General features: G+C 55.5%; 10 protein-coding genes. 3 read left to right on the top strand and 7 right to left on the bottom strand.

The annotated features are described in order from the left end of the window. Nucleotides 1-5: 5 nt before the first annotated feature. Genes bcsB through bcsR form a run of 4 tightly spaced genes read right to left on the bottom strand, consistent with a single transcriptional unit; the run spans nt 6 to nt 6,001 of the window. Nucleotides 6-2,426 carry a cellulose biosynthesis cyclic di-GMP-binding regulatory protein BcsB gene (gene bcsB, locus AC3WOK_RS20705; RefSeq protein WP_492355053.1) on the bottom strand — a complete coding sequence of 807 codons (2,421 nt, stop codon included), beginning with the start codon at nt 2,424-2,426 and terminating at the stop codon, nt 6-8. A 10-nt stretch (nt 2,427-2,436) separates the two neighbouring features. Beyond that, the gene (gene bcsA, locus AC3WOK_RS20700; protein ID WP_059311450.1) at nt 2,437-5,052 is read right to left on the bottom strand and encodes a UDP-forming cellulose synthase catalytic subunit; all 2,616 of its coding nucleotides are present in this window, start codon (nt 5,050-5,052) and stop codon (nt 2,437-2,439) included. Next, nucleotides 5,049-5,801, bottom strand: coding sequence for a cellulose biosynthesis protein BcsQ (gene bcsQ, locus AC3WOK_RS20695; protein ID WP_059311451.1), 753 nt, complete (start codon nt 5,799-5,801; stop codon nt 5,049-5,051). Before bcsQ ends, bcsA begins: the two co-directional genes overlap by 4 nt. A gap of 11 nt (nt 5,802-5,812) precedes the next feature. Then, complete coding sequence (bcsR, locus tag AC3WOK_RS20690) at nt 5,813-6,001, bottom strand: cellulose biosynthesis protein BcsR (RefSeq protein WP_008503237.1); 189 nt, start codon at nt 5,999-6,001, stop codon at nt 5,813-5,815. A gap of 175 nt (nt 6,002-6,176) precedes the next feature. Here bcsR and bcsE point away from each other — a divergent pair, with 175 nt between their 5' ends. Genes bcsE through bcsG form a run of 3 tightly spaced genes read left to right on the top strand, consistent with a single transcriptional unit; the run spans nt 6,177 to nt 9,602 of the window. Next, entirely contained in the window at nt 6,177-7,739 is a 1,563-nt protein-coding gene (gene bcsE, locus AC3WOK_RS20685; protein WP_063430555.1) for a cellulose biosynthesis c-di-GMP-binding protein BcsE, read from the top strand. Beyond that, a complete protein-coding gene (gene bcsF / locus AC3WOK_RS20680) occupies nt 7,733-7,930 on the top strand; it encodes a cellulose biosynthesis protein BcsF (RefSeq protein WP_047345648.1) in 198 nt (65 codons plus the stop codon). Before bcsE ends, bcsF begins: the two co-directional genes overlap by 7 nt. Continuing rightward, nucleotides 7,923-9,602 (top strand): cellulose biosynthesis protein BcsG, encoded by a 1,680-nt coding sequence (bcsG, locus tag AC3WOK_RS20675; protein ID WP_447856478.1) that lies wholly within the window; start codon nt 7,923-7,925, stop codon nt 9,600-9,602. Before bcsF ends, bcsG begins: the two co-directional genes overlap by 8 nt. A gap of 54 nt (nt 9,603-9,656) precedes the next feature. On the opposite strand, the gene AC3WOK_RS20670 is transcribed toward bcsG, so the two are convergent. The 3 genes from AC3WOK_RS20670 to murB are packed head-to-tail and all read right to left on the bottom strand — an operon-like array spanning nt 9,657 to nt 12,653. Next, nucleotides 9,657-10,649, bottom strand: coding sequence for a family 8 glycosyl hydrolase (locus AC3WOK_RS20670; protein ID WP_492355095.1), 993 nt, complete (start codon nt 10,647-10,649; stop codon nt 9,657-9,659). A gap of 16 nt (nt 10,650-10,665) precedes the next feature. After that, a complete protein-coding gene (gene birA / locus AC3WOK_RS20665; protein ID WP_059311454.1) occupies nt 10,666-11,628 on the bottom strand; it encodes a bifunctional biotin--[acetyl-CoA-carboxylase] ligase/biotin operon repressor BirA in 963 nt (320 codons plus the stop codon). Next, the gene (gene murB / locus AC3WOK_RS20660; RefSeq protein ID WP_059311455.1) at nt 11,625-12,653 is read right to left on the bottom strand and encodes a UDP-N-acetylmuramate dehydrogenase; all 1,029 of its coding nucleotides are present in this window, start codon (nt 12,651-12,653) and stop codon (nt 11,625-11,627) included. Before murB ends, birA begins: the two co-directional genes overlap by 4 nt. Nucleotides 12,654-12,849 lie beyond the last annotated feature (196 nt).

The following is a 12,849-nucleotide window of genomic DNA, read 5'->3' as shown; positions in this document are numbered from 1 at the left end:
ACATCTTACTCATCCGGGTTCAGACGACGACGGCTGATGATTCGCAGCAGACGCCACAGTACCCATGCCAGCAAGATCACACTGACCGCCGCCAGGATAGCCAGCAGAACCGGATGGTTAGACAGCGCATACCACAGGCGTTCGAACCATGGCAGATGGCCGACGTAGTACACATCGCCCACGCGCAGGCTATTGACGCCGGACTCGCGGATCACCGACACAGAGCCAAACATCGCGGCACGTTTACCGCTGTCGTTCATGGCCGTATTAAGCAGTTCGTACCCGCGCGGGCTGTCCGCAAGGAGAACCACCACGCTGCGCTGGTCGTTGTAAGGGGACTGGAAGCCCACCACCGCAGCCATTGCCCCCTGAGACGTTACGGTCGTCTGCGCGCTGGCCTGACGATCGTTCACATCCGGCATGATGCTCGGGAACTCGGTCTGGCGCAGCGGCGTGTTAACCCAGGACTGGGCCGCTTTCACCAGCAGATCGATGCGTTTATCATCCTTCAGCTTGTCCGGGATGCTACCGATCACCAGAACATCAGCGTCTTTGTTCTGAATCTGGCTGCCATCGTCCGTCAACGTGACGTTAATTGCCGGCAAGCCTGTCTGCCCGCCAACGGTCGCCATGGTGTCCAGCAGGGTTGTCACCTGCCCTTCGCTTGGCGCTTTTGGCATCACAACGATGGACTCAGAGAGGTCGGCCATGCGGCTGAACGGGAAGCCCGCATTGGCAAAGGCGCGCAGATCCGGCATCGCCAGGAAGTGATAGTACTTCGAGAAGTCGATGGTCGACTCATCGCCAATCACGACGTGGTTCTGCACCGGCTGGAAGGTGATGCAGTTTTCCGCCGAACCGCCAGGCATCGGGTTCATGTACTGGAAGTCAAAGCGCAGCTGATTTATTGCGCCAAGCTTCAGAGCCGGGATAGAGACATCCGTTTTACCGTCCAGCAGACCCTGCAGCACCGGCAGGCGAAGCATCAGGCGGTTAGTATCCTGTGTGCTTTGCAGGCTGAACGACTGCAGGAACTGGTTGTTCAGGCTGATATCCATGCGCGAGCTGTCTTTGGTGGCTGGCGCGGTATAACGGTAGTTCAGGTTGATATCAATGCCGTTAGTACGCAGCAGGTAGAGATCCGGCGGCAGATTCAGCGACAGGCTAATCGGTGCGGGCTCGAGACCCGTCGCCTGCAGCTGTTCCTCATAGGTTTTCAGCTCGCCAAATGTCACCGCACGGTCGGTACGCACCCAGTTTGGCGCATCGTAAGGTTTACGGGCCAGCAGCGGCTTGACCTCATCCACCACGACGCTGTTGCCGCGGAAAAGGACGTTGCCCTGGGCAATCGCTTTTGCGGCCTGCACCAGATCTTTATCGTCACGACCAAAGACCACCAGCAGCTTCACGTACGGGTTTTCCGGGTGGCTTATCATTTCCACGGTTGGCGCTTTGACGTCCGGATGATCGCGCAGGAAGGCCGGGCGCTTCGCGTTGGTCGCAAACACAATGGCATTTCTGTCCGGCAGTTTGTCATACATCGCCGGGAAGCTCTGACCACGCCAGCCGGCGCGGGAGCCAAACCAGGAGGCCACAATGGTGGCCGCCAGCTGTTCGGTCACGTCCGGGGACGACGCAAACACCATCGGCAGAGTAAGCGGACGGTTATCACGTGGGTCGAAGAACGGAACCGGGAAGGCCGAGAGATCGTTTTTCAGCGCCAGCGACTGGTAGGTCATCTGCAGCGAGGAGTTACGCCCGACGTCCATCCACAGCGTGTTGCTGGCAGGGTTTTCGCAGACATCGCGGTAGTGACCGACAAACTCCAGGCGGATACGGTTAAAGTCGGTGATGAACAGCGGGTTGATCGGCACCTGCGCCTGCGTTTTCTTACCGAGCTGCTCTTTCGTGACCGGCAGAACGTCCATCAGCTCGTCATTCAGGTAAACCTTCAGCTGAGACTGCGTCGGCAACAGCGATGGCGACGGGGTGTATTCAAGGTTCAGCATCGCATTAGAGACGACCTCATCGCTGCGCATGCCAAATTCAATGCCGCCGTTAGGATTGATGCCGCGCAGCACCATGCTGCCCGGAGGCGGTGCAATTTGCGCGAAGGTCAGCTTCACGTCCCGCGACGGCGCGTTGTCCGCGACGACGGGCGCATTCGCGCCCCGAACACCCGGCATCACCTGCCCGACGACCTGGCTGTCTGCCGGCAGGGTATTCCCCTCCGTTGGCTGGTTCGGCATGATGTTTTCTGTTTGACCAGGTGCCGCAGTGACAACCGGATCGGTTGCTTGCGCGACGACAGGTACCGTTGGCGCAGGCGTTGCCGCTGCGTTATCAGGTGCCGCGTTAGCCATTGTTGCGGGGAACGCATTCATCCCCATTGCCACTGCACATAACCAGGAAAGTTTTGTTTTCATCGCGTTATCATCATTGTTGAGCCATAACCGGGTCCGCCTGCTTCGCCTCATCTCGCTCAGGACGACGAGGAATGAACGACACGACCCAGGAAACCAGCGAAGTAAGTGACCGGAAAATTAATTTCACCGACGACGGGGCAAATTCTGCAAGGTGACGATAGCCACGGAACCCCAGCTTCAGAATATCCAGCAGGCTTTCCAGTGGTTTATCTTCCGGGAAGCTGTCCTGCCAGAGAGCCCACGTGTCCGCGCGGGCAAACGTACACTGCACAAAATCAATATGTTGCTTTTTGGTCAACGGCATCAGCTGCAGACCGACTTCATTGCCCGCCACACGAACGACCTGCGTCGGGAAGACGTACTCCTGCTGACCGCGCTTAAGCAGCAGGTTCACTTTCTGCCCTTCCAGCACCTTCGCCTGGCCGTTGATTTTGATTCCCAGACCGCCGTCAGAGAAGTCGTGCACGGTACAGGAGAAGAGATGTCCATCTTCACGGGCAATCGCCGCAGGCATGCAGATTTCAACGCGATGCGCGCGACGAACCTGTTTGCTCTCCACCGATACCGCCACCGCGCCACCGAGGATGATCAGGTTGTAGAAGACCCAGGCCATACTCACGAATACGGTGAGGATCTCGTTTTCCGGGCCGTAGAAGTAACGCCAGATACCGGCGATGACGCCCACAATATTCAGCAGTACCAGGAAGATATACGGACGGGAGATCACCCAGTCGACGTACTCCTCTTCCACCAGACCGCCCTTCGCGGTGACGTTAAATTTACCTTTGTGCGGGTTAATCAGCGCCACCATCGTCGGCGGCGCGATGTACCAGGCCAGCACCGTTTCGTAGATTTCACTCCAGAAGGAGTGGCGGTATTTACCCTGAATCTTCGAGTTCGTCAGGCTCGCGTGGATCATGTGCGGCAGAACAAACAGCGCAATCATCAGCGCCGGGGCGTAAATGATATAGGCGTGAAGGAGCAGGAACGCCAGCGGCGCGGTCAGGAAGATCAGCCGCGGGATACCGGATAAGAAGTGGAACATGGCGTTGACATAGCAAAGACGCTGCGCCAGCTTGAGCCCTTTCCCTATCAGCGGGTTATCGAGACGGAAAATCTGCACCATGCCGCGCGCCCAGCGAATACGCTGACCAATGTGCGCCGACAGTGACTCCGTTGCCAGACCGGCGGCCTGAGGAATACGCATATAGGCGGAGGTATAGCCACGACGGTGCAGGCGCAGAGAGGTATGCGCATCTTCCGTCACCGTTTCAACGGCAATACCGCCAATTTCATCCAGCGGTTTACGGCGGATAACCGCACAGGAGCCGCAGAAGAAGGTGGCATCCCACATGTCGTTACCGTCCTGCACCAGGCCGTAGAACAGCGTGCCTTCGTTCGGGGTTTTACGGAAACGGCCAAGGTTACGTTCAAACGGATCCGGCGAGAAGAAGTGGTGCGGCGTCTGCATCATCGCCAGCTCTTTCTCTTTCAGGAACCAGCCCATGGTCATCTGCAGGAACGAGCGCGTCGGCACGTGGTCACAGTCAAAGATCGAGACAAACTCCCCTTTGGCATACTTCAGCGCGTTGTTGATGTTCCCGGCTTTAGCATGCTCGTGAGTCGGACGGGCGATGTACTCGACGCCAACCTCCTCTGCAAACTGGCGAAACGCCGGTCGGTTGCCGTCATCCAGGATCCAGACTTTAAGTTTATCCTTTGGCCAGTCGATGCCCAGCGCGGCATAGATGGTGTTCTTTACCACGCTCAGGTCTTCGTTGTAGGTCGGCACGAAGAGATCGACGGTCGGCCACTGCGTGGTGTCTTTTGGCAGCGGAACCGGCTGGCGGTTGAGCGGCCAAATCACCTGGAAATAGCCCAGCACCAGCACAATCCAGGCGTAGGTTTCAGCAAAAAGCAGCACCAGGCCGCACACCAGGCTGACCGGATCGTCCCAGTTCAGGGTGGAGGTATAACGCCACCAGATGTAGCGACAGGAGACGGTCAACGACAGCACGATCAGCATCAGCGCCGAGAAGCGGCCCGGAATACGGCGAACCAGCAGCGCCACGCCCCACAGCAGGATCAGGAAGGTGAACTGCGCCAGAGGGTTAAAGGGTTGCGTAATACAGACCAGCGCCAGGATGAGCGAGAACACGACGATGACGCCGAGAATAAAACGCCGCAAGCCCGGGTGGAGATGCCCGAGCTCTTTATGGTTATCCAGATGGCTGGTTTTATCGCTTACGCTGCTGGGCAGCCTGTCCAGCCACTGATGGTAGCGTTCACGTAGCTGCTGCACGCGGGAGAAGCTGCGCCAGTGCGGCGTTTTTTTCTCCGAGCGGGAGGAAGTGGCCACCAGCCAGATGGCCTGAATGAGATAGCGCGCCGGATCCAAAGGCCGCGGCCGGTCGGGATTAATATGCGGATATAATTCACTGTGCCGTGCACGTATGCGCTGCCAGCGTGGGTGTTCGAGTGGAATGAACATCCAGGCCAGAATCATCCAGAAACAGCCGAGCGCGGCGCTAAATGCCGAAGCACCATGCCGGCGGAAATGCCGGTAACGTTCGCTCAAGCGCGAACTGACCGGTGGGATGAGTAACCAGCTGGCGAGACGACTCATACAGCGCTCCCTGCACGCTCCGCCCCGCTGGAGAAGTTCAGCAGACACCAGTTAGCCAGCGTCAGGATCTCTTCTGCCGCCAGTGAGTCGCTGCGGTATTCGCCGAGCGGTTGCTTAGACGCAAGGCATTCAGCCATGCCTTCATCACGATGAATGACAACAGGAAGCAGGCGGCGCTGGCTTTGCAGCCACACCTGATACAGATCGTCCTGGATCTGGCTGCCAATGCGTAAATCGTTAATCAGGATATGGCCGTTTTGCGGTAATCCTTGCTGATGCAGGCGGATATGGCAGTTTGCATCGACGTTGACGATCGAGAGGACATGGTCGCACTGTGCGATAAGCTGTCGGGTCAGCGTGCCGGCGCCGTGCGGCAGATCCAGCAGGATCCACTTATACTGCCCCTTTTCTTTCAGGCTTTGCAGCGCAAGCGTGAACTGCGAAAACAGGCGCTGATATGCGGCTTCATTCTCACGTTCTGAGGTGGACAGTTGGCCAAACGGCAGTAGATCAAGCTGGGAGGTATAACGCATACCGGCATCCCGCCAGTCTTTATCATCAAGCAGCGCGCGGGCCCAGCCCTCTTCGCGGGTAAAGTCGACATTAAACGACATACGCAGCAAATTATCGGCGCAGGCGTCAATAACCAGCACCGATTCACCTAAAAGCTGTAATGACCACGCCAGCGCCGCGGTAACAGATGTGGTACCCACACCGCCACGGACGCCCTGTAATCCGAGTATGGCCATCAATGGCTCCCTTATTGTTGATGGGCGAATTCAGCTAATAACGGCCAGCGTTTAATAGCCGCGGCCAACTGTTCCCTCTGGGAAATATCGGTGTAATCTATTTCAGGTAAAGAAAAGGCCTGCGTCAGCGCCAGAAAATCATTTTGGAATGTATAGCCCAGGGTCGAGTCGACTGGGGTTCCGGGTTCGTTATTATCCATTCTTTTTCCATCCCTTTGAGGAAAATCGCACGCTAAAGAAGTTGCGGGGCTTCCTGCCCTGACAAATTTCATTTACATGCTAAATCTGATGTTCTTTAATTTCAATGTTAGGTTTATTTCTACGCTTTCGCTAGTAAACTGAGATACAGATAAATTAGACGAAAAGAGGGACACCGTGGACTCCATATTTTCTATTGGCATCCAGTCATTATGGGACGAATTGAGCCACATGCCAGTCGGAGGAGTCTGGTGGATTAATACGGACCGTAATGAAGATGCTATCAGTCTGGTAAACCAGACAATTGCTGCTCAGGATAAGGATTCCCGCGTGGCCGTCATTAGCATGGGTGAAGATCCGAAGAAAATTATCACGCTTGAAAGTGACCGCGGCCCCCAGACGGTGCGATTATTTTCCATGACATCGGAAGCCGATAGTCTATACTTTTTGTCCCGCGATGTTCAGTGCACTATTGATCCGGATCACTATCTAGTGATCCTGAAATGTGCAAATAACGTTCTGCAAAATATCCCTGCTGAAAAACTGTTGCCGTGGCTGGAAAAAATCAATAAATGGGCAAAATTTCAAAATTGCACGCTATTGATAGTCAATCCCGGCAGTAATAATGACAAGCTGTTTTCACTTTTAATGGGCGAATATCGCTCCCTGTTCGGTCTGGCAAGCGTGCGTGACCAGGTGGGCAGCTATCTCTACGATATTGCGTTCTGGTGTAATGAAAAAGGTGTGAGTGCCAGGCAACAGCTTACGCTGAAACATATTGAGGGCGAGTGGCACCTGGCGCAGCAGGAAGAAACCGTGGTGCAACCGCGCAGTGATGAAAAACGCATCCTGAGCCATATTGCAGTGTTAGAGGGCGCGCCCGCCCTGTCGGAAAACTGGTCACTGTTTGACACTAACGAAGCCCTCTTCCATGAAGCCCGCACAACCCAGGCGGCAACGCTTATTTTCTCGTTGATGCAGAATAACCAGATTGAGACGCTGGCAAGGCAAATCCACACCTTACGCCGCCAGCGCGGTAGCGCGTTAAAAATTATCGTGCGCGAAAATAATACCAGCCTGCGCGCCACCGATGAGCGCCTGCTTCTGGGCTGCGGTGCCAATATGGTTATTCCATGGAATGCTCCCCTGTCGCGCTGCCTGACGCTTATCGAAAGCGTTCAGGGCCAGCAGTTTAGCCGCCACGTACCGGAAGATATTTCCACGCTGCTCTCCATGACGCAGCCAATGAAGCTGCGCGGATACCAAAAATGGGATACCTTCTGCGACGCCGTTGGGAACATGATGAACAACACGCTCCTTCCCGCTGACGGAAAAGGGGTTATGGTTGCCCTGCGCCCTGTGCCGGGTATTCGCGTTGAACAGGCTCTCACCCTGTGTCGCCCAAACCGTACCGGGGACATCATGACCATTGGCGACAATCGGCTGGTGCTGTTTTTGTCCTTCTGCCGGGTCAACGATCTCGATACGGCGCTTAACCACATCTTCCCCCTGCCTACCGGGGATATTTTCTCAAACCGTATGATTTGGTTTGAAGATAATTCTATCAGCGCGGAGCTGGTGCAGATGCGCGCGCTCCAGCCTGAACAATGGGCTAAACCGCTTACGATGACGAGCGATGTCAAACCTATCCTCAATGCCAGACATGATGGACACGTCTGGCGTCGGGTGCCGGAGCCCCTTCGCTTATTAACAGACAACGCGGAGAACGCACCATCATGAATATCAGCGATATCATTCAACTGGTTATCTTCTGTGCGCTGATCTTTTTCCCGCTTGGCTACTATGCACGCCATTCCATACGCCGTATCCGCGATACGGCCAGAGTGCTGTTTGTAAAACCTCGCTACGTGAAACCAGCCGGAACTCTGACACGGGCATCACACGTCAAGGCAGACCGTAAACATGACTAATTCTACCTATACCGCTTCGTCACCCTCGCCGCTCTGGCAATACTGGCGCGGCCTATCCGGCTGGAACTTCTACTTTCTGGTGAAGTTTGGTCTGCTGTGGGCAGGCTATCTGAATTTCCATCCCCTTCTCAACCTGGTGTTTATGGCCTTCCTGCTGATGCCTCTGCCGAATATCAGGCTGCATCGCTTACGCCACTGGGTAGCCATCCCTCTCGGCTTTGCGCTGTTCTGGCATGATACCTGGCTACCGGGGCCGGACAGCATTATGAGCCAGGGCTCGCAGGTGGCAGGCTTCAGTGCAGACTATATGCTTGACCTGGCTGAGCGCTTTATTAACTGGCAGATGATAGGCGCGGTCTTTGTGCTGCTGGTTGCCTGGCTGTTCCTGTCACAGTGGATCCGCGTCACGGTGTTTGTCGTCGCGATTATGATCTGGCTTAACGTGCTGACGCTGGCGGGTCCAAACTTTTCGCTGTGGCCTGCCGGTCAGCCAACCAGCACGGTGACCACCACCGGGGGAAGTGCAGCGGCAACCGTTACGACGGCAGGCGATACGCCCGTGGTGGGCGATATCCCAACTCAAACTGCACCGCCGACTTCAACAAACCTGAACGCCTGGCTCTCCAGTTTCTACGCCGCGGAAGACAAGCGACAGACGAAATTCCCGGACGCGCTGCCGGCGGATGCTCAGCCGTTTGAACTGCTGGTGATCAATATCTGTTCCCTCTCCTGGGCGGACGTAGACGCCGCCGGGTTAATGTCGCACCCGCTGTGGTCGCATTTCGACATTCAGTTTAAAGATTTCAACTCTGCCACCTCGTACAGCGGACCGGCGGCCATTCGTCTGCTGCGTGCTAGCTGCGGTCAGCCATCGCACAAGAATTTGTATCAGCCAGCCGGCAACCAGTGTTATCTGTTCGATAACCTCTCAAAGCTGGGCTTTACGCAGCATCTGATGCTGGGGCATAACGGCCAGTTCGGTAACTTCCTGAAAGAGGTGCGCGAAGAAGGGGGTATGCAGGCGCCGCTGATGGATCAAACCGGGCTGCCGGTCTCTCTGCTGGGCTTCGACGGCTCGCCGGTTTATGACGATACCGCCGTACTGCAGCGCTGGCTGCAGACCATCGAAAAAGACAATAATCCGCGCAGCGCGACGTTCTTTAACACCCTGCCCCTTCACGACGGTAACCACTTCCCGGGCGTGAGCAAGACAGCGGATTATAAAGTGCGTGCGCAGAAGCTCTTTGACGAGCTGGACGCATTCTTCACGGAGCTGGAAAAATCAGGCCGTAAAGTGATGGTGGTTGTGGTACCTGAGCACGGTGGCGCGCTGAAAGGCGACAGAATGCAGGTTTCAGGCCTGCGTGATATCCCAAGCCCGTCGATTACCAACGTGCCTGCGGGCATTAAATTCTTTGGTATGAAAGCACCGCATCAGGGCGCACCGATTGAGATCGCTCAGCCAACCAGCTATCTGGCGATCTCAGAACTGGTTGCCCGTGCCGTAGACGGGAAGCTGTTTGTAGAAGACAGCGTGAACTGGGATCAGCTCACCAGCAAACTGCCGCAAACGGCAGAAGTCTCCGAGAACGCCAACGCGGTGGTGATTCAGTATCAGAATAAACCGTACGTTCGCCTGAACGGCGGGGATTGGGTACCGTATCCGCAGTAAGGCCCCTCACCCTAACCCTCTCCCCATTGGGGAGAGGGAATAGTCAGTGCGTTATTATTGCGCTGAAATCCACACCAGCATTTTCAGACTTGCCGAGTAGTAGTCGTCCTTAGACGTGATCTCGGGTTCTCCGGAAGACTCTCCCATCGTTAAATCACGTACCGCCAGCAGGCCGCCTTCCATCATGTAGGGAGCATATTCGTTGGTCGTGACGTTAACCCAGGCGGGCGTTTGTTCCCGGGGGAACTGACCGAACCAGGCTTTCCACGGCGTCAGCAACGGGCTTTTTTTATCAGACCAGGCCACGTACAACGGAATACGAATCGCGTCGTAGCTCATCCTCGGTGGCCAGCCTGTGGCCGGCGCCAGCTTGCCGCCTGATGTCAGTGAAACCCAGTCAGCGGGCAGATTAGCTTTGCCCGAGCCCATTTTGCCCAGCAGGTGTTTCCCGTCCTTAATCAACTCATGCCAGACCGGTAAATGACTGCGCCCGGCAAAGGCCTGCCAGGCCGGAAAAACGAAATAGGAAGGATTAAGGACTACTTCACCCTCAAGCTTAAATCCCTGGGCGCCGGGCAGCATCACGCGGTAACCCGCATAGCGGATTACGCTGTGGTCAATCAGGGCTTTTGTAATCGCATCCGATTCAGCGCCGTAGCGTTTGTCATGCCAGCGGGCATCCGCTTTTAACAACGCCCAGGCAATCAGCACATCGCCATCTGCGGCGTTGTTTTTGTCGGCGACCGGGTTGGTCTCTGCGGGGTTATAACGCCAGTAAAACAGGCCGTTCTCTTTGTTCTTCAGCTGGCTGGCTGTCCATTGCCAGAGCTTATCGAACGTGGCTTTATCGTCATTGGCCACCGCCATCAGCATGGCAAAACCCTGGCCTTCCGTATGCGAAACGCCGCCATTGCCGGTATCGACAATGCGGCCTTCCGGTTTGAAAAAGCGTGCTTTGTAACTTTCCCAGGCCTGACCCGCCTGAGAGAGAGGAGAAAAAAGCACGCTCATCATCACAGCCAGCGTCGCGCAGACGGGTTTTCGCATCATTCACTCAATCCGGTTATTCGGCACTTCGCAGTGAAATCTCACCGCCTACCCAGGGTTTGATCGCGCCACCCTGCTCCAGAAGCAGCGCGCCCTGAGCGTCGATACCGCGGGAAGTCCCGTAGATCTCTTTATCACCAATCAGCAATTTCACCGGACGGTTAATAAAGTTATCCAGCTTTTCCCAACGAGACAGGAACGGTGCCAGCCCTTCCTGTTCAAAAAGCGTGAGCGAGCTGCGCAACTCTTTAATCATACGTACGGCGAGGGTGTTACGATCGATGACAATGCCCGCCTCCTGAAGGTTAGTCCAGGCCTGATTCACCACATCATTTTGGACATTGCGCATGACCATATTGAGGCCCGCGCCAATGACGATTTGCGCCGCATCACCGGTTTTTCCCGTCAGTTCGACAAGAATACCGGCAAGTTTACGATCGTTCAGGTACAGATCGTTCGGCCATTTTACGCGCACTTTATCCGCACCCAGGTCGTGCAGCACTTCCGCCATGACAATGCCGATGACCAGGCTCAGGCCAATGGCAGCGGCCGGGCCCTGATCGAGTCGCCAGTACATGGAAAGATAAAGGTTAGCGCCAAAGGGCGAGAACCATTTGCGGCCGCGACGGCCACGCCCGGCCTGCTGATATTCAGCAACACAGGCATCGCCGGATTTCAGCTCAGGCAGGCGATCCAGCAGATACTGGTTCGTAGAATCAATCACAGGCAGCACCGCAACATTGCCCTGTCCAATCTGGCTGCGGATCGCTTCTTCATTCAGCAATTGAATAGGTTCCGGCAGGCTGTACCCTTTTCCGGGTACCGTGAACACATCGACACCCCAGTCGCGGAGCGTCTGAATATGTTTATTGATGCCGGCGCGGCTCATGCCTAGCTGCTCACCCAACTGCTCGCCAGAATGAAACTCACCGTCAGCGAGGATGCTAATCAGGGTTAAAGGGATGGTATTGTCTTTCACGCGATGGCCTCCACGGCATTGACTTCACCAGTGCGGCCAATGAAGCGGACTTCCGGCTCCAGCCAGACGTTAAACTTTTCGCCCACGCGCTGGCGAACATCATGTGCCAGCTGTACAACATCATCGCTGGTCGCATCGCGCTGATTAATCAGTACCAGGGCCTGCTGCTGATGAACGGCAGCACCTCCGACAGACGTGCCTTTTAGCTGACATTGATCGATAAGCCATCCCGCAGCCAGCTTCACGCTGCCATCCGCCTGAGGGTAATGTGGCGCAGCTGGCCATCCTTCAAGAAGGACTTGTGCATTTTCGCTGCTGATAACCGGGTTTTTGAAGAAGCTTCCTGCATTTCCGTTGATTTTTGGATCGGGAAGTTTGGTCATCCGCATATGGCAAACCGAGTCAAAAACGTCGCGGGGGGTCACGGTAGCCGGATCGAGACGCGTTAAATCACCGTAGGTCAGCACGGGCTGCCAGTTCTTTGACAGACGCAGCCCCACGGCAACGATCGCGTAGCGATCCTGATATTCATGTTTGAAGATACTGTCACGATAGCCAAAACGGCACTGTTCAGCCGTTAAACGCTTAGCCGTTCCGGTCGCCAGTTCGATGCAGTCGACATATTCACAGACGTGTTTCAGTTCAATACCGTAGGCACCGATGTTTTGAATAGGTGACGATCCGGCGCAGCCAGGAATAAGCGCGAGATTTTCCAGCCCCGGCATCCCTTTTTCGAGGGTAAATTGCACCAGATGATGCCAGTTTTCTCCGGCCCCCACGTGCAGGTGCCAGCTATCGGTACGCTCTTCCACATCAATTCCCATGATGCGGTTAACGATCACCGTTCCCGAAAAATCTTCAAGAAACAGGACATTACTTCCTTCGCCCAGAATCAGTACAGGTTCATTATTTTCTGTTGCGCTTTGCCATGCGTTCAGCAACTGCTGTGCGGTTTCGGCACGTACAATGTTCTTAGCATTCCGTTGAATGCCAAAGGTATTCCAGGGCTTAAGGGAGTGGTTCATAGACGCTATCCTGATGCAAAAACGCAGGTAGTTTACCGTATAAGCAGGGGATTGGGGGATTAGTTTGTGCAGCGTAGAAACGCAAAAAGGCCATCCTTGCGGATGGCCTCTCTACTTATTTGATGCCTGGCAGTTCCCTACTCTCACATGGGGAGACCCCACACTACCATCGGCGCTACGGCGTTTCACTTCTGAG

This window comes from Enterobacter sp. FW301-JW81, from assembly GCF_058788735.1.
Note: the sequence above shows the minus strand (reverse complement) of the source record. Positions and strands in the feature narration are given on the sequence as shown.